At 38.0% G+C, this 22948-nt stretch carries 21 protein-coding genes and 1 other annotated feature; of the genes, 18 read left to right on the forward strand and 3 right to left on the reverse strand.

Features of this window, described 5'->3' with window-relative positions; genetic code table 11:
* Nucleotides 1-21 precede the first annotated feature (21 nt).
* Both L6W14_RS00095 and asnB read left to right on the forward strand, forming a co-directional pair.
* Complete coding sequence (locus tag L6W14_RS00095; protein ID WP_131522626.1) at nt 22-1353, forward strand: D-alanyl-D-alanine carboxypeptidase family protein; 1332 nt, start codon at nt 22-24, stop codon at nt 1351-1353.
* Between the two features lie 99 nt (nt 1354-1452).
* Nucleotides 1453-3291, forward strand: a complete 1839-nt coding sequence (asnB, locus tag L6W14_RS00100; protein WP_237898974.1) for an asparagine synthase (glutamine-hydrolyzing) — start codon at nt 1453-1455, stop codon at nt 3289-3291.
* Between the two features lie 15 nt (nt 3292-3306).
* On the opposite strand, the gene L6W14_RS00105 is transcribed toward asnB, so the two are convergent.
* Entirely contained in the window at nt 3307-4725 is a 1419-nt protein-coding gene (locus tag L6W14_RS00105; RefSeq protein ID WP_082148118.1) for a MocR-like pyridoxine biosynthesis transcription factor PdxR, read from the reverse strand.
* Between the two features lie 102 nt (nt 4726-4827).
* Here L6W14_RS00105 and pdxS point away from each other — a divergent pair, with 102 nt between their 5' ends.
* The 6 genes from pdxS to L6W14_RS00135 all read left to right on the forward strand — a co-directional run bounded on the left by pdxS (nt 4828) and on the right by L6W14_RS00135 (nt 12410).
* Complete coding sequence (pdxS, locus tag L6W14_RS00110; RefSeq protein ID WP_131522629.1) at nt 4828-5712, forward strand: pyridoxal 5'-phosphate synthase lyase subunit PdxS; 885 nt, start codon at nt 4828-4830, stop codon at nt 5710-5712.
* Between the two features lies 1 nt (nt 5713).
* The gene (gene pdxT / locus L6W14_RS00115) at nt 5714-6277 is read left to right on the forward strand and encodes a pyridoxal 5'-phosphate synthase glutaminase subunit PdxT (protein WP_237898975.1); all 564 of its coding nucleotides are present in this window, start codon (nt 5714-5716) and stop codon (nt 6275-6277) included.
* A gap of 49 nt (nt 6278-6326) precedes the next feature.
* Nucleotides 6327-6546, forward strand: a binding site (T-box leader).
* 75 nt (nt 6547-6621) lie between these two features.
* Nucleotides 6622-7902, forward strand: a complete 1281-nt coding sequence (gene serS, locus L6W14_RS00120) for a serine--tRNA ligase (RefSeq protein ID WP_131522631.1) — start codon at nt 6622-6624, stop codon at nt 7900-7902.
* Nucleotides 7903-8043: 141 nt separating this feature from the next.
* On the forward strand, nt 8044-9378 hold the full coding sequence (locus L6W14_RS00125; protein WP_131522632.1) for a sigma 54-interacting transcriptional regulator: 1335 nt from the start codon (nt 8044-8046) through the stop codon (nt 9376-9378).
* 108 nt (nt 9379-9486) lie between these two features.
* Nucleotides 9487-10818 carry a branched-chain amino acid transport system II carrier protein gene (gene brnQ / locus L6W14_RS00130; protein ID WP_237898976.1) on the forward strand — a complete coding sequence of 444 codons (1332 nt, stop codon included), beginning with the start codon at nt 9487-9489 and terminating at the stop codon, nt 10816-10818.
* A complete protein-coding gene (locus L6W14_RS00135) occupies nt 10815-12410 on the forward strand; it encodes an amidohydrolase (protein ID WP_237898977.1) in 1596 nt (531 codons plus the stop codon). Before brnQ ends, L6W14_RS00135 begins: the two co-directional genes overlap by 4 nt.
* A gap of 95 nt (nt 12411-12505) precedes the next feature.
* Here L6W14_RS00135 and tadA read toward each other — a convergent pair whose 3' ends face one another.
* Entirely contained in the window at nt 12506-13021 is a 516-nt protein-coding gene (gene tadA, locus L6W14_RS00140; protein WP_131522635.1) for a tRNA adenosine(34) deaminase TadA, read from the reverse strand.
* 206 nt (nt 13022-13227) lie between these two features.
* On the opposite strand from tadA, the gene L6W14_RS00145 reads away from it, so the two are divergent.
* The 10 genes from L6W14_RS00145 (at nt 13228) to L6W14_RS00190 (ending at nt 21548) form a co-directional block, all read left to right on the forward strand.
* Nucleotides 13228-13563, forward strand: coding sequence for an ArsR/SmtB family transcription factor (locus L6W14_RS00145; protein WP_016995255.1), 336 nt, complete (start codon nt 13228-13230; stop codon nt 13561-13563).
* Nucleotides 13564-13583: 20 nt separating this feature from the next.
* Nucleotides 13584-14537 carry a cation diffusion facilitator family transporter gene (locus L6W14_RS00150; RefSeq protein ID WP_131522636.1) on the forward strand — a complete coding sequence of 318 codons (954 nt, stop codon included), beginning with the start codon at nt 13584-13586 and terminating at the stop codon, nt 14535-14537.
* A 66-nt stretch (nt 14538-14603) separates the two neighbouring features.
* Nucleotides 14604-14936: a metal-sensing transcriptional repressor gene (locus L6W14_RS00155; protein ID WP_004233976.1), complete on the forward strand. Its 333-nt coding sequence runs from the start codon at nt 14604-14606 to the stop codon at nt 14934-14936.
* A gap of 31 nt (nt 14937-14967) precedes the next feature.
* Nucleotides 14968-15174 carry a copper chaperone CopZ gene (gene copZ / locus L6W14_RS00160; protein ID WP_004233974.1) on the forward strand — a complete coding sequence of 69 codons (207 nt, stop codon included), beginning with the start codon at nt 14968-14970 and terminating at the stop codon, nt 15172-15174.
* Between the two features lie 81 nt (nt 15175-15255).
* Nucleotides 15256-17667, forward strand: coding sequence for a heavy metal translocating P-type ATPase (locus L6W14_RS00165; RefSeq protein WP_237898980.1), 2412 nt, complete (start codon nt 15256-15258; stop codon nt 17665-17667).
* Between the two features lie 198 nt (nt 17668-17865).
* On the forward strand, nt 17866-18501 hold the full coding sequence (locus L6W14_RS00170; protein ID WP_004233969.1) for a deoxynucleoside kinase: 636 nt from the start codon (nt 17866-17868) through the stop codon (nt 18499-18501).
* Nucleotides 18501-19169: a deoxynucleoside kinase gene (locus L6W14_RS00175; RefSeq protein WP_004233968.1), complete on the forward strand. Its 669-nt coding sequence runs from the start codon at nt 18501-18503 to the stop codon at nt 19167-19169. The genes L6W14_RS00170 and L6W14_RS00175 overlap by 1 nt, the downstream gene beginning before the upstream one ends.
* A gap of 89 nt (nt 19170-19258) precedes the next feature.
* The gene (locus L6W14_RS00180; RefSeq protein ID WP_131522638.1) at nt 19259-19786 is read left to right on the forward strand and encodes an LOG family protein; all 528 of its coding nucleotides are present in this window, start codon (nt 19259-19261) and stop codon (nt 19784-19786) included.
* Between the two features lie 133 nt (nt 19787-19919).
* The gene (locus tag L6W14_RS23135) at nt 19920-20828 is read left to right on the forward strand and encodes a methyl-accepting chemotaxis protein (protein ID WP_131522639.1); all 909 of its coding nucleotides are present in this window, start codon (nt 19920-19922) and stop codon (nt 20826-20828) included.
* A 99-nt stretch (nt 20829-20927) separates the two neighbouring features.
* A complete protein-coding gene (locus L6W14_RS00190) occupies nt 20928-21548 on the forward strand; it encodes an RraA family protein (RefSeq protein WP_131522640.1) in 621 nt (206 codons plus the stop codon).
* 45 nt (nt 21549-21593) lie between these two features.
* Here the strand turns inward: L6W14_RS00190 and L6W14_RS00195 are convergent, their stop codons facing one another.
* Nucleotides 21594-22868 (reverse strand): cation:dicarboxylate symporter family transporter, encoded by a 1275-nt coding sequence (locus L6W14_RS00195; RefSeq protein WP_016995246.1) that lies wholly within the window; start codon nt 22866-22868, stop codon nt 21594-21596.
* Between the last annotated feature and the right edge of the window lie 80 nt (nt 22869-22948).

Here is a 22948-nt window from a genome sequence, read left to right on the forward strand (position 1 = left end):
ATTTTTTGGAGGGCTTTAAAGGTGAAAAAGAAAATGAACACCGTATTACGCTTACTCCTAATTCCTGTTTTATTATTTAGTATTTTTGCAGGTATTCCTGCCAATGCAAATGCAGAAACAGATTTAGGATTAACAGTGGATGCTGCGATTTTAATTGATGCAGATTCAGGAAAAATTTTATTTGAACAAAATGCAGATACTTCACTAGGTATTGCAAGTATGACAAAGATGATGACTGAATACCTGTTATTGGACGCGATTGATGCAGGGACAGTTAAGTGGGATCAAGAATATCACGTAACAGATTATACGTATCGTATGTCTCAAAATCGTGCATTAAGTAATGTACCTTTACGTAGAGATGGCACTTATACGATTCGTGAGCTATACGAGGCAATGGCAATCTATTCAGCAAATGCAGCAACCGTAGCCATTGCTGAAACGATCGCAGGTTCTGAAACTGAATTTTTAAAGTTAATGAATAAAAAAGCAGAAGAACTTGGTTTAGAGGGCTATAAATTTGTCAATGCTACTGGTCTTAATAATGCTGATTTATTTGGTATGCATCCATCAGGCACAGGACCAGAAGATGAAAATGTGATGCCTGCAAAATCTGTAGCAAAATTAGCATATCATTTATTAAAAGATCACCCAAAGGTATTAGAGACATCTAAAATTGCAAAAAAGACATTCCGTGAAGGGACAGAAGATGCAATTAAAATGTCTAACTGGAACTTTATGTTACCGGGGTTAGTGTATGAATATCAAGGTGTAGATGGATTAAAGACAGGTACAACAAACTTTGCAGGTCACTGCTTCACAGGTACTGCAGAGCGCAATGGTACTCGTTTGATTGCAGTTGTAATGAAGGCTGTTGATGCAAATGGACAAGGGTCCTATGAAGCTCGCTTTGATGCCACAGCGAAATTATTTAACTACGGCTTTTCACAATTCTCAAAGCAAGAAATTTTACCAGGGAACTATACATTCAAAGATCAAAAAACAGTTAAAGTGACAAAAGGTAAAGAAGACAAAGTATCGATTGCAGTAAAAGAACCAATTTCATTTATGATTAAGTCTTCTGATAAAGACTTATATAAACCTACATTGGTTTTAGATAAAAAGAGTTTAGAGGCAGACGTTAAAAAAGGCACTGTTGTAGGAAAGGTCGTTATTGAACGCACAGAAGGCACAGATTACGGCTTTATCGATGGCAAGGATATTTCATCCGATGTTGTCACAACAGAGGCTGTAGAGCGTGCTAGCGGTATCTCATTGTTCTTCCAAGGTGTAGGTAACTTCTTCGGTAATTTATGGGGAGGCATTACAGACTTTGTTGGTGGATTGTTTTAATATTTAAATACGAGCACATGAATGTACGTAAGCATTCATGTGCTTTTTCACATTTTTACACGCTATAGCATACGCTAATAGGCGAAAGGATGTGGCTAAATGTGTGGTATTACAGGCTGGGCTAGTTTTCAAAAGGACTTAAGAACAAGTGACACAATAGTAAAATCGATGACGCAAACATTAAATAAGAGAGGGCCAGATGATGAAAATATTTGGTGTAGTGAGCATATTGCATTTGGCCATCGACGGTTGGCTGTTATTGATTTAATCGGTGGCAAACAGCCAATGAAAAAAATCCATGATGGTTTGAACTATGTCATTACATATAATGGCGAACTTTATAATACAGAGGAGCTACGTAAGGAACTTCAAAAAAGAGGGCACAGCTTTACAACACAATCGGATACTGAAGTACTATTAACTGCCTATATTGAATGGAAAGAGCAGTGTGTAGAATTTCTAAATGGTATTTTTGCCTTCGGTGTTTGGGATGAGCAAACGCAGTCTTTATTTTTGTGTCGAGACCGACTAGGCGTAAAACCCTTGTATTATACAGAGCAACATGATGGTGTACTTTTTGCATCTGAAGTGAAGGCTCTGCTAGCACACCCTACGGTTCAAGCATGTGTAAATGTTGAAGGGTTGGCAAGTATGATGGCTGTAGGGCCTTCTAGAGAGCCAGGTAAAACCCTTTTTCAAAATATTAAAGAATTACGACCTGGCTATGCTATGCGATTCTCTAGAGAAGGAGGTTTAAGAAGTTGGCCGTATTGGCAGCTACAAAGCCGTAGACATGAAGAAACATTAGGAGAAACGATTGAACATGTTGGTTTTTTGTTAACGGATGCTATTGAACGTCAGCTAGTTTCGGATGTACCCATTTGTACGTTTCTTTCAGGAGGACTAGATTCCAGTATTATCACAGGCATAGCAGCAAATAGATTCCAACAGCAAAGCCAGCAATTGCATACGTATTCTATTGATTATGAAGACAATGAGCGCTTCTTTAACCCACATTCTTTCCAAACCTCCACGGATACGTACTGGATTCAAAAAATGACAGAAACTTTCAAGACAGCTCACCACGCAGAGGAAATCACCCAGCAACAGTTAATTGATTTATTAGTAGAATCGGTCATTGTTCGCGATTCCCCAGGTATGGCAGATGTAGATTCCTCGTTATTATGGTTTTGTCGGGAAATAAAAAGGGAATTTACTGTAGCGCTATCAGGAGAGTGTGCAGATGAAATTTTTGGTGGTTATCCATGGTTTAAAGATAGGACTACTGGTTTCCCTTGGATACGTTCATTGTCTGAAAGAAGTGCATTACTCCAAGAGAAGTGGAACAACAAATTAAAAATTGAAGCCTATGCACAACAACTATATACACAAACAATAGCTGAAGTTCCTTTGTTAGATGGAGAAGGTCTAGCAGAGGCAAAGCATCGCGAAATGTCCTACTTAAATATGCTATGGTTTATGCAAACATTATTAGAGCGGAAGGATCGTATGAGTATGGGGGCAAGTTTAGAGGTACGTGTCCCTTTTGCAGATCATCGGCTTGTAGAATATGCCTGGAATATTCCGTGGGAAATGAAGAATTTGGATGGAATAGAAAAAGGATTACTTCGAAAATCAATGGCACATCTATTGCCGAATGAAGTGTTATATCGTAAAAAAAATCCTTATCCAAAAACATATCATCCTGTCTATACAGCAGGAGTGCAAAAATGGTTGAAGGAAATTCTACATGATAAAAATTCAATCTTGCATGAACTATTTGAACGACAAAAGCTTGCGGAGTTAATTGAATCGGGAGGTAGCTCTTTTAAGGTTCCATGGTATGGGCAGTTAATGGCAGGTCCCCAGCTTTTAGCTTATCTAGGGCAAATTCATACTTGGTTTGAGCATTATCAAATTCAATTAATTGAGACTTAATATAAAATGACCCATCTACGTAGATGGGTCATTTTTTTGTATGCTCCAGCAATCCATCAACTGCTCAATGGATGATTCGATTGCTTGTACGGGAATCCCTCCAAAACCTAATAAAAATTGAGCTTGTGAAGATTCATAATGATCTAGTCTATAGGCTGATAATGGATAAATACCGATCTCTGCTTGAGAGGCGAGCTGTTGTAATTGTTTTTCTGAAAATGTGTGTTGAACCTCTAATAAAATATGCATACCCGCTTGTTCACCAGTAATGTTAATGGATGATGAATATTTTTCTAAAATAGAAGTTAATTTATCATGTTTTTTACGATAAATTTTACGCATACGATTGAGGTGCTTTGCAAAATGCCCATCACCCATAAAATTTGCTACAATATGCTGATCAAAACGAGGCACAGTGGAAGAGTAATAATTAAAGACATCGTTATAAGTGGCAAGTAGTTTAGGTGGAAGTACAAAATAAGCTACTCGCAAGGATGGCATTAAAGATTTGGTAAAAGTACTCATGTAAATCACTTTATCGTTTCGATCTAATGCGTGTAGGGCAGGAATTGGTTTTCCAGCATAACGAAATTCCGAATCATAATCATCCTCAATAATATAGCGAGAGGTGCTTTGTGCTGCCCAATTTAAAGCCTGTGCTCGTCTTGTAGCAGATAATACAGCCCCAGTTGGGAATTGATGTGAGGGTGTAATATACACAACATTCGCATTTGTTTTTTCAAGATCATGAATAATTATGCCCTCTTCATCAACTGCAATTGGGTAAACTTTTCGTTTATGCTGGGAAAACATTCGATGGACGGCAGGGTATCCTGGGTTTTCTAATGCAAAGCTAGTGTCCTCACTAAAAAGACGGAGAATCATAGGGAGGAGCTGCTCCGTCCCTGAACCAATAACAATTTGTTCAGGGTGACATACAACACCACGGGATTGATATAAATAATTAGCAATCTCTGTGCGTAAAGACAGTTCACCTTGTGGTTCCCCTGTTAATAATAGCTCCTTTGAGGTATCGTCAAAAAGCTCTTTTGCATACTTTCTCCATGTTTGAAATGGAAAAGCATCGATATCAATAGATCCTGGATTAAAATCGATTTTGTAAGACTTTTTCTTAGGATATTCATTAATGGATGCCATAGTATCTTGTTGAATGTAGGGCAGTTCATCTATTTCTTCTACAAAATAGCCAATACGTGATTTGGACATAATATAGCCTTCAGCTAATAGCTGAGCATAGGCAATTTCAATTGTTGTTTGGGAAATGTTTAAAAAATCAGCTAATTTTCTTTTTGAAGGCAGTTTTTCTCCTACAGTTATTTTTTTAGAAATAATAGCCTCTTTAATACCGTTATAAAGCTGATCATAAAGCGGTTTATCACTATCTCTTTCAAGCTGGAATAAAAGCATATCCATAATCTGAAACCTCCTGACCCTATAAATATTTTGAAAACTGGATATTTTTATATGGTCAATTTCTATTATACTAAACTTCATCATAAAGGTGGAGGTTAGAAAATGAAACAAACAGGTACAGAGCTAGTAAAGCGTGGAATGGCAGAAATGCAAAAAGGCGGCGTCATTATGGATGTCATTAATGCAGAGCAAGCAAAAATTGCAGAAGCTGCAGGTGCTGTAGCAGTTATGGCATTAGAAAGAGTACCTTCAGATATTCGGAAAGCAGGTGGCGTTGCACGCATGGCTGATCCTCGTATTGTTGAGGAAGTGATGGGGGCAGTAACTATTCCTGTGATGGCCAAAGCACGTATTGGTCATATTGTTGAAGCACGTGTCTTAGAAGCAATGGGTGTTGATTATATTGATGAAAGTGAAGTTTTAACACCAGCAGATGAAGAGTACCATTTATTAAAAAGTGAATACACAGTACCGTTTGTGTGTGGCTGTCGCGATTTAGGGGAAGCAGCCCGTCGTATCGGGGAAGGTGCCTCGATGTTACGAACTAAAGGTGAACCAGGTACAGGGAATATTGTGGAGGCCGTTCGCCATATTCGTAAAGTAAATGCACAGGTTCGTAAAGTCGTAGGAATGACAGAGGATGAATTAATGACAGAGGCGAAATTACTAGGAGCTCCTTTCGAGTTATTAAGAGAAATTAAACGTCTTGGTCGTTTACCAGTAGTAAACTTCGCAGCAGGAGGAGTGGCGACGCCTGCCGATGCAGCCTTAATGATGGAACTTGGAGCTGATGGCGTTTTCGTTGGCTCAGGTATTTTCAAATCTGAGAACCCTGAAAAATTTGCACGTGCCATTGTAGAGGCGACTACTCATTATAAAGACTACAAGCTTATTGCAGATATATCAAAAGAGCTCGGCTTGCCAATGAAGGGGATTGATATTGCACAGCTTGGACACAACGAGCGTATGCAAGAGCGAGGTTGGTAGCATGAAGCGAATTGGTGTATTAGCATTACAAGGAGCAGTTCGTGAGCATATACAAATGTTAGAAGCTCTTGGTTGTGAAGCAATTCAAGTAAAACAAAGAAAGGATTTAGGAAGCCTAGATGGACTTGTGTTACCAGGTGGAGAAAGCACAACAATGAGAAAATTGCTGGATCGATTTGATCTGCTAGAGCCAATTCGTGGACTTGCACAGAAAGGATTACCGATGCTTGGTACATGTGCGGGATTAATTTTATTAGCCAAGGATCTAATTGAAGATGAACCACATTTGGCTGTGATGGACGTGACTGTAGCAAGAAACTCATATGGACGTCAGGTGGATAGCTTCGAAGTACAACTAGATATTCCTAAAGTCGGTGTAGGGATTCCAGCAGTATTTATTCGTGCACCTCATATTGAAGCGGTAGGTAAAGGTGTTGAAATTCTTGCAAAACATGATGGGAAAATAATCTTGGCACAAGATGGCCATTTATTGGGTTGTTCGTTTCATCCCGAATTAACAGAGGATACACGAATTCTTGAATATTTTGTAACCTCTATGGTATGACTTGCAAAATTTGTTTTCATATAGTACAGTATGGTTAAATTTTAAATAACTGAACACGATGATGGGAAGTAGTAGCAAGCACGTTTTTTTTAGAGAGTCAGCGGCTGGTGGAAGCTGATAAAAGCACTTGTGAATCCGTCCTGGAGTTGCACAGTCGAAGTGAATGAAGTAGGCTGTAGCCGGCTGAAATGCCGTTATGAAATAAGTGGATTAGGCAGAAATGTGTCTAGTCAATTAGGGTGGCAACGCGGGTAGCTCTCGTCCCTTTTTAGGGATGAGGGCTTTTTTGTGTTCATTTCGCTGCTACGATTTTCCATCATGAAGAAACTATTGGAGGTATGAAGATGTTAGATATTAAACGTGTACGCGATAATTTCGCGGAAATTAAAGAGATGTTATTAACACGTAATGAAGATTTAGGAAATTTAGATGACTTTGAAGGCTTAGATGCAAAACGTCGTGAATTGATTGCCAAAACAGAAGAATTAAAAGCAGAACGCAATAAAGTATCTGAACAAATCTCAGTTATGAAACGCAACAAAGAAAATGCTGATGAAGTCATTGCTCGTATGCGTCAGGTTGGCGATGAAATTAAAGAATTAGATGTACAATTAAATGATGTTGAAGAACGCTTTAAAGATATGATGATGCGTTTACCAAATATCCCACATGAATCTGTACCAGTAGGCACAACAGAGGATGACAATGTTGAAGAATATACGTGGGGTGAAATTCCGACATTTGATTTTGATATTAAAGCACACTGGGACCTTGCTACGGATTTAAAAATTGTAGACTTTGAACGCGGCGCGAAAGTAACAGGTAGCCGTTTCTTATTCTATCGTGGTCTTGGTGCTCGTTTAGAACGAGCATTAATGACATTCATGATGGATTTACATGCAGAGGAGCATGGTTACGAGGAAATGCTACCACCTGTCATTGTTAATCGAGATAGCCTAACAGGTACAGGGCAACTTCCGAAATTTGAGGAAGATGTATTCAAATTAGAGGAAACAGATTATTTTATGATTCCAACTGCAGAAGTACCAGTAACGAACTTCTATCGAGATGAGATTTTACCGGCTGAAGCTTTACCACAAGGCTTTGCAGCGTATAGTGCTTGCTTCCGTTCAGAAGCGGGATCTGCAGGTCGTGATACACGTGGTTTAATTCGTCAACACCAGTTCAATAAAGTAGAATTAGTACGTTTTGTAAAACCAGAGGAGTCATACGAACAATTAGAGCTATTAACAAGTCATGCAGAAAAAGTATTACAATTACTAGGCTTACCATATCGTAAGTTAAAAATGTGTACAGCTGATTTAGGTTTTACTGCAGCGAAAAAATATGATTTAGAAGTTTGGATTCCTGCACAAAACATGTACCGTGAAATTTCTTCTTGCTCTAACTTTGAGGATTTCCAGGCACGACGAGCAAATATCCGCTTCCGTCGTGAGCCAAATGCAAAACCAGAATATGTGCATACATTAAACGGCTCAGGTCTTGCCATTGGTCGTACAGTTGCTGCTCTTCTAGAAAACTACCAACAAGCTGATGGCAGCGTAGTAATTCCTGAAGTTTTAAGACCTTATATGGGCGGTAAAGAAGTAATCGCACCAAAATAAACGACAGATAAAGCTATTTTAGACAATTCCTTTATGGATGTTCTAAAATAGCTTTTTTGTGTTGCAAAAATTGAATTCTCTCATAATTTTTGAAAATTCGTTATAATGGGTAATATTCATGGGGACAAGGGGGAGAAATTCATGGAATTGCAACAATTTGCACAGGCTTTCAGTGAATTTGATAATGTTTTAATTACAGATGATAAAGGCTGTGCAATCTTTTATGATTTAGCAGATTTAAATATATTATTGGAAATCGGCTTAACACCAGATGAATTTTTTCACAGCACTGTGACTGATAATTATCAAAATTTATCACCTGAGACAAGTACTGTTTTTCAAGTCATACAAACAGGGCAGCCAGTTTTATACTATGAACAACAACTGACAACATTGAACGGTTTTAGTTATTTATCACTGAGTTCGACCTATCCCATTATGGAGCATGGAAAAGCCATTGGTGCCATTGAATTTTCAAAACATTTTTATGAAACTAAGCAAATTAAATACCTAGATAATTTCCTGGGACATAAATTATATCGAGATAATCATACAACCTACCGTTTGGAGGATTACATTACAACAAACGCCGAAATGAAAACTCAACTTGAAAAGGCACGTCGTAGTGCTCAAAAAAGTGCACCCGTTTTACTAACTGGGGAAACTGGAACTGGGAAAGATATAATCGCACAAGGCATACACAATGAAAGTGAACGCTATACAAAGCCGTTTATTACTTTGAACTGCTCAACATTAACAGAGGATAATATATTTACGCAGCTATACGGCTCGGACAATGAAGCAAAAAGTGGAAAATTACAGGAGGCTAATGGTGGGACGCTACTCATCGATCACCTTAATTTATTGGATATATCTTTGCAGGCGAAACTTTTACATGCGGTAGATATAAAAGTGTTAAATGGTGAGCCCTTGGATATAAGGTATATTACTACTGTCAATGAAGATGTGGACAAACTATTAGCTGAAAAAAGGCTACGCGAGGACTTATTTTATCGCTTAAATGTTCTTCAAATTGATTTGCCACCGCTAAGATTAAGGAAGGAAGATATTCCCCTTATCCTTGATTTTTATATACAATTTTACAATGAACATACACTACAGAAAAATGTAAGCTATTGTAATGAAGTAATTCAGTTATTTTATGCCTATCATTGGCCGGGGAATGTGCGTGAACTAAAAAATGCCCTTGAATCGGCATATAATAATTTGCTTGGGGATGAAATACTTGTTGAACATGTTCCAGAGAGGATTAAAAAAAATGTTCAACATTCAACTCAATCGATCATACAAAACAACCAATCTGGACATTTACGAGATTTAACGGAAGCCTACGAGCGTCTAATTATAGCGGAAAAGTTGCGTGAAACTGATGGACGATTAGCGGAAACAGCTAGACGTTTAGGTATTTCTCGTCAATTACTAAAATATAAGTGTTTAAAATATGAATTGCTGTAAAAAAAATTTTACAAAAAGGGGATAAAAATTTATCTCCTTTTTTCGTGTTATTAAATTTTTTATTATTTAGATAAATCTTCTGTAAACGATTATAAAGGGGTTGAGGATATGTCTAAAGTTGTACAGCATACGATAATCGTGGGGTTAGCCTTATTTGCTATATTTTTTGGTGCTGGGAATTTAATCTTTCCGCCATCCATAGGTAATAGTGCAGGGGAATCATGGATTTCCGCTCTGATGGGCTTTAGCTTAACGGGTGTTATTTTACCTGTGCTTGCGGTGTATGCAATTTATAATACTGGGGGAACTGTGGAAGCGCTCACAAGACCAATCGGAAATTGGTTTTATAAAGCCTTTAATACGGTCATGATGGTTTGTATTGGAATGGTTGTCACAATACCGAGGATGTCAGCGACAACTCATGAATTAGGAGTATCACAAATTATTCCGAACGTACCTTTAATTGTGTCAGTATTAGCATTTTTCGCGATTTGCTTTTACTTTGCGATGGACCAATCAAATGTGATCGATAAGATTGGCAAATGGTTGACGCCTGTTCTTGTTCTTATACTTATTATCCTCATTGGTAAAGGGGTATTAGACCCAATAGGAGCAGCAATTAATACAGGAGCAGAAAGGGTTTTTGCCAACTCCATAATAGCAGCCTATCAAACAGGGGATGTGGGAACAGGTATTCTTTGTGCGCCAATCTTTTTAGCAGCAATAGTAGGCTATGGCTATAAAGGGAAACAATCTAAAAAGGTCGCGCTTGGTGGAATGGCTATTGCTGCAATAGGGTTAATTGCAGTATATGGTGGCCTGCTCTATTTAGGGGCTACAAGTAGTGGCATCATCACAAATCCGGGCAGTGATACAGAACTATTAGCGGGCATTGCCTTTAGTGTCATTGGTAATTTGGGTAAAGCGTTACTAGCTATATGTGTTGTTTTTGCCTGCTTAACATCAGCGATTGGCGTCATGGTCATATCCTCACAGTTTTTAAATGAACTAACAAAAGAGAAGCTTGGCTATAGAACGTGGGTCTTTATTATGTGTGTAGTAGGCGCAACTATTGGCTCCTTAGGTGTAGGTGCCATCGTTGAAATTACATTGCCGATTTTCTTGGTAATTTATCCAGTCATTATTGTACTTGTGCTACTGGGAGCCTTTGATCGTTTTGTACCAAATGCAGGAGCCTATAAAGGAACTGTCCTATTTGCATTTCTAGTAAGCGTCGTTGAAACATTTGCTAGCTATGAAATTACGATACCTGGTGTGACACAGTTGGTCATGCATTTACCACTGCAGTCTAGTGGATTTGCTTGGATTATGCCATCTATTGTTGGCTTTATTATCGGTACTATTTTGCATAAGGTGCTGAAAGCAGAAGATCCTGAAAAATCTACTTTTGGTATGGAAGAAATAGGAGTTGAAAAATGATGAAAATTATTTGTAACGCAAAGATTTATACGGCAGATACTAATCAGCCATCTGCAACGGCTATGGTAATTGAAGAAGGAAAGGTACTTTGGATTGGACAACAGGAAGATTTACCTCCCTATCAGGGAGAAGTAATAGAGGTACAAGGAAAGCTCATTATTCCTGGGATTATTGACGCTCATATGCATCCCATTATGTTAGCAGATGTTATGGAACAAGTGGCTTGTTTACCTCCATATATTTATTCTATTGAGGATATAATTAATGCATTAGCAAACTATGATGCAAGTCAGCGGGGATGGCTATTAGGCTGGGGCTATGATGAAGGGAAACTAAAGGAAAGAAGAGCGCCTTTAAAAGAGGACTTAGACCGTGCCTCTACAGAGTTACCTGTTATTGTTATGCGTACATGTGGTCATATCATATCGGTCAATAGTAGAGCATTAGCAATCGCAGGTATTACGAAGGATACACTTGATCCACAGGGTGGACAAATCGATCGTGATGAAAATGGGGAACCTACAGGCATACTGCGTGAAAATGCACGTAATCTAGTACTACAGCATTTACCTACACCATCTGAAGAAGAGATTGTCAAAAGGCTTCTAAAGCTATCACAAACTTTGGCATCCTATGGTGTAACAAGTATTACAGAATTAATGGCCACGGTAGCGCCTATTGATTATTTAGGCCTGTATCGTAAAGCCCGAGAAAAAGGTTTTAAGCAACGCGTAGCAGTTTATTATATCTGGGAGGATATTCAACGATATGAGCTGTTAACAGCAAATACTATTGATCGTTCTGCAGGAGCCTATATCGGAGGCATTAAGCTATTTTCGGATGGCAGTGTTTCAGGCCGTACAGCACTTGTTTCTGAGCCATTTTTGGGAAGTGATGAAAAAGGCATAGCGATGACTTCGAAAGAGGAGCTGCTAGCGGCTGCTGCGGTAGCAAAAGAATATGGTATTCAATTAGTGGTTCATGCAATGGGGGACAGAGCCATTGATCTAATTGTCGACACATTTTATGAGGAAAAGGCTTGGTTAACAGATGCACCGTCTGTTCGTATTGAGCATGCAGCCATGCCATCTAAAAGTGCCTTGCAAAAAGCTGCTGAATGGGGGATAGGCTTTGTGCCACAACCCATCTTCTTATTTTGTGAAATTGAGAGTTATTTAGAGAATCTAGGGCTAGAAAAAACACAGACATTATATGGTGTACAAACATTTCTCAAGAGGGGGATTGCGACAGCGCTCTCTTCAGATGCACCTGCTACATCATGGGCAGAAGCAGCTAATCCCTTTGTGACGATACAAGCAGCCGTTACACGAACAGCTTATGATGGCACAGATTTAGGCGCCGCAGAAAAAATCTCTGTAGAGGAGGCATTACAGCTATACACAGTTGATGCCAAGACGATGATTCGTATGGAGAACGTTGGTCAGTTAAAAGAGGGCTATGAAGCTAATTTTGTTGTACTAACAGACGATTTGCTGACGCTTTCACATAACCAGCTTATGCATGTAAAACCATTCGCTACATATATCGAAGGAGAATGTGTTTTTACACAATCCACTATTCAAGCTCAATAAATTAGTTATGAAGATGGTCGCTGCTACGACATATTTCATATATATCGTCATTCCCTTAAATATTAAAGAAGGTGTCTCATTAGGAGGCACCTTCTTTAAAGACCATTTACATCGTTGGAAGCTAATCGTGCTTTTTTCTCAGCTTTTTTACGGTCTCGTAATGCCTTAAAAAAGTCTGTTAAAATTTGACCACATTCCTCGGCTAAAATCCCTTCTGTTACATCACATTCATGATTAAAGCGTTCATCATTTAATAAATGGTAAAGAGAATCTACACAGCCAGCTTTTTGATCTCTTGCCCCATAAACAACTCGGGGTACACGTGATTGGAGAATGGCTCCTGCACACATTGGACAAGGCTCCAATGTAACATAAAGAGTAGTATCCTCCAGTCGCCAACTCCCTATTTTTTTGCAGGCTTCTTGAATCACTAACAGCTCCGCATGTGTTGTTGCATTTTGCGTTGTTTCTCTTAAATTATGCGCACGTGCAATGATTTTCCCTTCATAAACAAGTACTGCACCAATTGGTACTTCCCCAAGTACTGCAGCCTGTTGAGCTTCCTCTAATGCTTGTTTCATAAATAAACGATCTGCGTCAAAAATATCCACTCATATCTCTCCTTAACAGTAGTGTAGCGTGCTGAAGTGGTAATTGCTACTTTTACTTCTTTTCGGATGATATATTCATTTAAAATCAACGATTGACCTGTAATATGTCGAAGCATAAATACTTGTTGACATTCCTTATATATCCATATATATTTATATATGAACACATGCTCATATATAAATATTGAAGAATGGGGTAAACTTCTATGGATGAAAAATTAAACAGTTCAGAAATGCAAAAAAATATTGATCAGCATTTAGATGAAGAGACATTATTTGTAGTATCTCAGACTTTTAAAGCCTTGAGTGATCCAACACGAATTCGTATTTTAAACTTACTTTGTTCAGATGAACATTCTGTTAATGATATTGCAGAAATTTTAGATTTAGGCCAATCAACGGTTTCCCACCAATTACGCTTTCTTAAAAATTTAAGATTGGTGAAATTTAGAAGGGAAGGAACAACCTTATATTATTCTAAGGACGATGATCACATTATGAATTTATTGAAGCAGGCTATTGAGCATGCGGCTCATAACTAAAATGAAATGAGGGAATAACAATGGGACATCAACACGACCATGGCCATGATCATACACATGGTGCAAATAAAAAGGTATTATTACTGTCGTTTATTATTATTACAGGGTATATGGTAGTGGAAGCCATTGGTGGCTTTTTAACAAATAGTTTGGCTCTTTTATCAGATGCAGGGCATATGTTAAGTGACTCTATCTCTTTAGGTATAGCCATGTTAGCTTTTATGTTTGGGGAAAAAGCTGCAAGCTATAGTAAAACATACGGCTATAAACGATTTGAGATTTTAGCTGCAGTATTGAATGGCATTACATTAATAGGAATCGCATTATTTATTTTCTATGAAGCGATTGAACGATTTACAAACCCACCAGAAGTAGCTACAACTGGAATGCTTATAATCAGTACAATTGGTTTGTTCGTTAACATTTTAGTTGCCTGGATTATGATGCGTGGAAGTGATACAAAGGATAATTTAAATATGCGCGGAGCATTTTTACATGTACTAAGTGATATGCTAGGATCTGTAGGCGCTATTGTTGCGGCACTATTAATTATGTTTTTTGGCTGGGGCTGGGCAGATCCTCTTGCAAGCGTTGTTGTTGCATTATTGGTCGTACGAAGTGGCTACCATGTCACAAAAGCCTCGATTCATGTATTAATGGAGGGGACACCTTCAAATATAGATGTTCAGGAGATTATTCAGCTAATAGAGCAGACTGATGGAATAGAAAGTATCCACGATTTACACATCTGGACAATAACTAGTGGAACGAATGCATTATCCTGTCATGCAGTTGTAAATGATCAATTGAAAATAGCTGAGAGTGAGCATATCTTGCGGAAAATTGAACATAATCTTCAACATAAGGGCATTAAGCATATAACAATTCAATTAGAAACATCCTTACATCGACATGATAATTCTATTTTATGTAAATTAGAAAATGACCATGAACATCATCACGATGATAAATAAAATTTTTTATGACTTGCATACCCTTCGTGGGTATAGTATGATAATTACAAATAGGAGGTGTAGTGAATGGAGGAGACAGTAAAAGAGGATGCTTGTCATACAGAGGAAGCTACGTCTTGCCGAAAAAGTCATCACCCTGAGCGTGTGAAAAAGGATCTAACAACTCGCTTAAATCGAATTGAAGGTCAGATTCGTGGTATTAAGGGAATGATTGATAAAGACGTTTACTGTGATGATATTATTACGCAACTATCTGCTACACAATCTGCATTAAATAGTGTGGCAAAAATATTATTAGAAGGTCATTTAAAGGGCTGTGTTGTGGATCGTCTATCAGAAGGCGATGAAGCAGTATTAGATGAGTTAGTAATAACGATTCAAAAGTTAATGAAAAAATAGATTGAAAACATACAAAAGGAGAGATTTTATTATGCAAAACGTAACATTAAACGTACAAGGAATGTCATGCGGTCATTGTGTAAATGCAGTGGAAAAAAGTGTTGGTGCTCTAGCTGGTGTTGAACAAGTAAAAGTTAATTTAGCAGATGGCTTAGTGGATATTGCCTTTGATGATGCACAAGTATCACTTGACCAAATTAAAGAAACAATTGATGACCAAGGATATGACGTAAAATAATAATTGTAGAGTGCTCAAGTAGCACTCTCTTATTTTCAAAATTATATACCCCCTGTTGGTATAAGGAGAGGTGAAAGGTAAATGAGTTCTGATCATAAGGAAGCTAATTTGCAAATTACAGGGATGACATGTGCGGCCTGTGCCACTCGAATAGAAAAAGGGTTAAATAAAATGGATGGTGTAGAACATGCAACAGTAAATTTAGCACTTGAAAAATCATCTATTAAATATGACCCCACTAAACTAAGTGAAGCAGATTTTGAAAAGAAAATAGAAGCACTTGGCTATGGTGTTGTTAAACAAAAAGCTGAACTTGATATTACAGGTATGACATGTGCAGCCTGTGCGACTCGCATTGAAAAAGGGTTAAATAAACTAATTGGTATTTCCTCTGCTAATGTCAACTTAGCACTGGAAAAAGCGATGATCGAGTTTAATCCTTCGGAAGTATCCATCGCAGATATTATTACAAAAGTTGAGAAGCTAGGCTATGGGGCACATCAAAAGGCAGATGAGCAGGAAACAGTGGATCATCGTGAAAAAGCTATCAAACAGCAACAACATAAATTTATTTTATCGGCTATACTTTCTTTACCACTGCTTTGGACGATGGTTGGTCATTTTTCCTTTACGTCATTTTTATATGTTCCAGAATTTCTAATGAATCCATGGGTCCAAATGGTATTGGCTACGCCAGTGCAATTTATTATTGGTAAACAATTTTATGTAGGGGCATATAAAGCATTACGCAATGGTAGTGCAAATATGGATGTGCTTGTTGTGATGGGGACATCAGCAGCCTATTTCTATAGTGTCTATCAAGCGATTGTAACGATAGGATCACATCACGGTCCACATCTTTATTTTGAAACGAGTGCTGTATTAATTACACTAATTTTATTAGGTAAATTATTTGAGGCAAAGGCAAAAGGACGTTCATCTGAAGCCATAAAAAAACTAATGGGACTTCAAGCAAAGACAGCGATCGTTGTACGTGACGGTATAGAAAAGGAGGTCCCATTAGAAGAAGTTATCATTGGCGATGTTATTTTAGTGAAACCAGGTGAAAAAATTCCTGTAGATGGTGAGGTAATAGAGGGGACAACAGCTGTTGACGAATCAATGCTAACAGGAGAAAGTCTACCAGTTGATAAAAAGCAAGGTGATCTATTATTTGGCTCAACTATTAATAAAAATGGTTTTATTAAAATGACTGCAACAAAGGTTGGCCGTGATACAGCATTAGCACAAATTATTAAAGTGGTCGAAGATGCTCAAGGATCGAAAGCACCTATTCAACGTTTAGCAGATCAGATTTCAGGGATTTTCGTACCTATTGTTGTGGGCATAGCCATTGTAACCTTTTTAATTTGGATTATTTGGGTCCGTCCAGGGGAATTTACACCTGCTTTAGAGGTATTAATCGCAGTTCTTGTCATTGCTTGTCCATGTGCACTTGGGTTAGCAACACCAACTTCAATAATGGCAGGCTCTGGACGTGCAGCTGAGTTTGGTATTTTATTTAAAGGGGGAGAACATTTAGAGCAAACACAAGGCATAGATACAGTTGTTGTAGATAAAACAGGAACAGTGACACATGGTAAACCTGAGCTTACAGATGTTCTGTTAGCGCCAGAGCAAGATGAAGCACGCTTTTTATCCTTAATCGGGGCAGCAGAGAAGCAGTCAGAGCATCCACTAGCAGAAGCCATTGTTCAAGGCATAGAAAAACGCGGCATAGCTTTAGGTGACGTTCAATTCTTTGAAGCAATACCGGGTTATGGTGTGCAGGCAACTGTCTCAGGTCAAGGTGTTATCATTGGCACACGTAAATTAATGCAACAATATGGTATTCATATTAATGATATTTTACCAACAATGGAGCAACTAGAACGAAATGGTAAGACAGCCATGTTAGCAGCCATCAATGGGCAATATGCAGGTTTAGTAGCTGTGGCTGATACCGTGAAAGATACATCAAAAGAAGCTATTCGTCGTTTACAGGATATGGGGATTACGGTCATCATGATGACTGGTGATAACGAGCGTACTGCTCAAGCAATTGGAACAGAGGTAGGCGTGAATCATGTTATTGCAGAAGTCTTACCAGAAGGTAAAGCTGATGAAGTGAAAAAACTTCAAGCCCAAGGGAAAAAAGTAGCGATGGTTGGTGATGGTATTAATGACGCACCTGCCTTAGCAACAGCGAATATTGGGATGGCAATTGGTACAGGGACAGATGTGGCAATGGAAGCTGCAGATATTACGCTTATTCGTGGAGATTTAAATAGTATCGCGGATGCCATTCTAATGAGTAGAAAAACAATGCGTAATATTAAACAAAATTTATTTTGGGCATTTGCTTATAATACATTAGGTATTCCAATTGCTGCACTCGGTCTGCTTGCTCCATGGGTAGCAGGCGCAGCGATGGCCTTTAGTTCAGTTTCGGTCGTATTAAATGCACTTCGTTTACAACGAGTGAAATTATAACTAAGTATAAAGGCATCGGGAAGTAGATTCTCGATGTCTTTTTTCTATGTCATCATGAGAAGAATATCCCAGGTAAATTTACTAGAACAATAGGTTGATTCTGTTTTTCATTTTCCTACTATGATAAAATGAAAGGTACTGATTCATTTTATGTAGGACACAATGATCGAATCCATAGAACAAAAGGAGGAGCTTCTGGTGACGGTTCCATTTGTTACGGTAGAAGGTCCGATTGGTGTTGGTAAAACCTCTTTATCGAAAGAGATAGCAGCGACATTTAATTACCATCTATTAAAAGAAATTGTAGACGAAAACCCTTTTTTAAATAAGTTTTATGAAAACATTGAGGAGTGGAGTTTCCAAACGGAAATGTTCTTCCTTTGTAATCGCTATAAGCAACTAACCGATATTAAAAAATTTCGTTTAGCACATGCCAAACCTGTTGTAGCAGACTATCATATTTTTAAAAATTTAATATTTGCGAAGCGTACATTGGCACCAACTGAATACGAGAAGTATGAAGAGATCTATAGAATTTTAACGAAAGACATGCCTGTTCCAAATGTAGTGGTTTATTTACATGCCAGTGTTGAGACATTAATGAAGCGTATCGCCATGCGAGGGCGAGAGTTTGAAAAGATGATTTCACGTGATTACATGGAGCAGCTTGTGGCTGACTATCATTCTTTTATCGAGCATTTTGAAAGCATGCATCCCGAAATTCCAGTTATTCGATTTAATGGAGATCAGCTTGATTTTGTAAAAAATCCCAATGATTTAAATCATGTTTTAAAAATAATTAAAGATACGTTACAACAAAGGAGTTTGCAATAATGAATTTAAGAGAGAAGTACGATATTCCACCACAAACGGTTATTACGATTGCTGGTACTGTTGGGGTAGGAAAATCGACGATGACAAAGGCTTTAGCAGAGGCACTGAACTTTCGTACCTCGTTCGAGAAAGTAGACACAAATCCATACCTTGATAAATTTTATGAGGACTTTGAAAAATGGAGCTTTCATTTACAGGTCTACTTTTTAGCAGAGCGTTTTAAAGAACAGAAGCGTATTTTTGAATATGGTGGAGGATTTGTACAAGATCGCTCTATTTATGAGGATACTGGCATTTTTGCTAAGATGCATTATGATAAAGGAACAATGAGCCCAACAGATTATGAGACTTATACAAATTTGTTTGATGCAATGGTGATGACACCTTATTTCCCACATCCAGATTTGCTTGTCTATCTTGAAGGACCTATTGATGCGGTTATTGGACGTATTCAAGAGCGTGGACGTACAATGGAGCAACAAACACCAAATGATTATTGGATAGAAATGCATGAACGCTATGAAAATTGGATAAATAATTTTAATTCTTGCCCAGTTCTACGTTTAGATATTAATGATTATGATTTATTAAAAAATCCTGATGCCATTGAATCAATTGTAAGCCGTATCAGTCATATGCTAAAACAAACAAGCCATTTACGAAAATAAAAGTAAAATAAATGACCAAAAAACGTGAGACAATATATAGCCGATTGTTTCACGTTTTTTGAATAGGAGGGATTATTATAAGAATCGCAGTGTATTGCGGATCCGGTCTGGGTAAAAGCTCTATTTATGCAGAGAAAGCGGCTGAGCTTGGTACAGCACTGGCAAAAAACGGTCACGGGGTTGTCTATGGTGGTTCAAAAACAGGCCTAATGGGGAAGGTTGCCGATGCTGTTTTAGCAGCTGGAGGAGAAGTGATTGGTGTGATGCCAACACATTTACAAAAGCGTGAATTGGCCCATGCCTCATTAACAGAAATTCATATTGTAGACTCTATGCATATTCGTAAAGCTAAAATGGCCGAGTTAGCAGATGCCTTTATTGCTCTACCAGGAGGCGCAGGGACTTTAGATGAATATTTTGAGGTATTTACTTGGGCTCAGATTGGACTTCATACAAAACCTGTCATTTTATATAATGTCCATGGATTCTATGATGCACTTCTACAGCATTTTAAAACAATGCTAGAGGAAGGCTTTATACGTGCAGAGCAAAAGAAGTTCTTACGTGTAGCGGCTACCTCTGAAGGGATTTTACGTTTATTAAAAAAACATGGATGAACATTCTCCATGTTTTTTATCTTGATGCAGCAGGTGCACTAACATCCCCTGCAATTACACTGAGGCATAATTAATGTAATATAAAAGTAAAATAATTAAATTTTAAGTAAAAAATTAGGATGGGGTGTTCTTAATGCATAGTGTAGAGGCTCAAGTAACCGATGATTTAGTAGTACAGGCTATTGAACGCAATATTGCCATTATCCGCTTCGATATGGATAGAAGAGTGGCGTATGTCAATGAACTATTTGCTCAAACATTAGGCTATACAGTGCAGGAAATGCTAGGAAAACATCATAAAGACTTTTGTTTGCCTGATTTCGTTAATAGTATGGAGTACGATAATTTTTGGCGCAACCTAACGGCAGGAAACAGCTATCAGGACAAAATAAAAAGAATTGATGCTAGAGGTAATATAATTTGGCTGGAAGCGACATATATGCCTGTCTTCGCAAATGATACAAGAAAAGTAATAGGTGTATCCAAAATAGCTGCCAATATCACTGAACGACAACATGAGATAGTTAGTGTTGCTGACAAGTTGAAGGGCATGTCTAATAAGCTTTACCAGCGTTCAGAGGCGGGCATTCAAAATAGCCAAGATCTACTAGAAACCATTAAAGTGGTTTCAAAGGAATCAAATGAAAATGTAAGTAATCTTGTGCAGCTTCAGAAACAAGCAGATTCTATTAAAGGGATTGTCAAAACTATACAAGAAATTGCCTCACAAACTAATTTATTGGCATTAAATGCAGCTATTGAAGCCGCTAGGGCTGGAGAATATGGAAGAGGTTTTGATGTAGTGGCGAAAGAGGTACGTAAGCTTTCTGTAAGAGTTGAACAATCTATTTCAGAAGTGAAGGATAATGTGGAGGGCATTGAGCGAGAAATTGGTCAAGTGACTGATAGTATTACAAAAATAGCAGAAAAAATAGAGAAAACAAATGAACAAATTACTGTCACAGCAAATGACTTTAGTGAAATAGCATCTGCTGCTGAAGCCTTAGACGAGCAATCAAAGCAATTTATTGAAAGTATTTAATTCTACTAGTGACTACTATTTTCGAGATATATTGAAATAGGCTGTATTTTTTATTTACAATAATAGAGTAAGTCATTAATCATAATAGGGGTGTTATGTATGACAAAAGTGGAAGTAAGCTTTCAGCATTTACCAACAACAGCTATTTCAGATGCAACAGGCGGACATACCAATGTGCGAAGTGATATTAAGCCGTTAGCAGACCATTTTAAAGTTGCTGGGCGAGCTGTAACTGTACGTTTACCAGATGGTGAAAATGGGGCAGTTTTGGAAGCGATTAGGGCTGCAAATGAAGGAGATATTTTAGTCATTGATGCAAAAGGTAATACAAACCGAGCTGTTGCTGGAGATTTTGTGATCTCCTTAGCAAAAGGGATAGGTGTACAAGGTTTTGTTGTGGATGGTGTAATCCGCGATATTGCAGCAATACGTGAATTAAATTTCCCTGTATTTTCGTTAGGCACTACTGTAGCAGCAGGCAATAAAAACGGCGGAGGTCAAGTAAATGTACCGATCGCCATTGGAGGAGTTACGGTTCATCCTGGTGATTATATTATTGGGGATGTGGATGGTGTAATTGTTGTGCCACAACAAGATGCTGAAAAAATTGCTGTAGCAGCAGAGACTAAGCTTGAAAAAGATGAAAAACGCGCTCAAGAAGCACATGCCAATGGAAAAGAATCAATTATCGCTTATTTAGATAAAGTGTTAGCAAAATAAAAAAACCCTCACGATGCCATCCAACATCGTGAGGATTTTTTTAAATTACGCTAGATTTTCATTATCATTAAAGTAATTTTTCATCTTTTCTCGATCGAAACGGCCTTCCCATTTAGCCATTACTAATGACGCTAATGAGTTACCAATTACGTTAACAACTGTACGTCCCATGTCAAGAATACGGTCAATACCAGCAATGAAGGCTAGTCCCTCAAGTGGAATACCTACAGTACCTAAAGTTGCTAGAAGTACAACGAATGATACCCCTGGTACACCTGCAATACCTTTTGATGTAACCATTAATACAAGCATTAACGTAATTTGTTCACCAATGCTTAGGTGAATACCGTACATTTGTGCAATAAATAATGCTGCAATGGCTTGATATAGTGTTGACCCATCTAAGTTAAAGGAGTAACCGGTAGGTATAACAAAAGATACAATATCCTTTGGCGCCCCTAATTTCTCCATTTTCATCATAATACGTGGTAATACAGCTTCAGAACTTGCTGTGGAGAAGGCTAAAATTAGCTCATCTTTTAATACTTTAATTAAATAGAAGATGCTGATTCCTGCGAATTTTGCCACAAGTCCAAGAACGACAAAGATAAAGAATAGCATTGTTGCATAAACAAGAATTGCTAATTTGGCAAGTGGAACCAGTGAAGCAAACCCATATTTGGAAACGGTTACACCAATTAAACCAAATACCCCTAGTGGCGCGAATTTCATTACGAGGTTTGTTACCCAGAACATAGCATCTGCTACCCCTTGGAAGAAGTCTAAGACTGGTTTCCCTCGATCTCCTACTGCAGCAACCCCTAAACCGAAAATAACTGAGAAGAAGATAATTGCTAGCATATTACCTTCAGCCATTGACTGAATAATATTTGTTGGGACAATGCCTACAATGATATCAAATGGTCCCTCGTGCTGTACTTCCTCAGTTGTTGATACATACTTCGAAATATCCCCTTGAGATAATTCATTCATGTTAAGACCTGCACCAGGTTGGAAAATGTTTGCGGAAAGTAATCCAACTACGATTGCAACTGTAGTAATAATCTCAAAGTAAATTATAGATTTCCCGCCTAATCGTCCAAGTTGCTTCATATCTCCAGTACCAGCAACACCAACGATTAATGTCGAAATAATAATCGGTACAACAATCATCTTAATAAGATGTAAAAATATATCCCCTAATGGTTGTAGATATGTCTCAATTTTGGGGTTTCCGTAAAAGATACCACCAACAATGATCCCTAAAATCAAACCGATTAAAATCTGAGCGGCTAAACTGACTTTAAATTTCTTTTTCAAATCCTTTGTACCTCCCCTAATATTAAATTTTTAGGACACGCCTTACTTTAATAATACGGAGGACTTATGGAATCCGACAA

Origin of the sequence: Lysinibacillus sp. ACHW1.5 (assembly GCF_022014815.1) — a bacterium.
In the GTDB taxonomy this organism is placed as follows: domain Bacteria; phylum Bacillota; class Bacilli; order Bacillales_A; family Planococcaceae; genus Lysinibacillus; species Lysinibacillus capsici.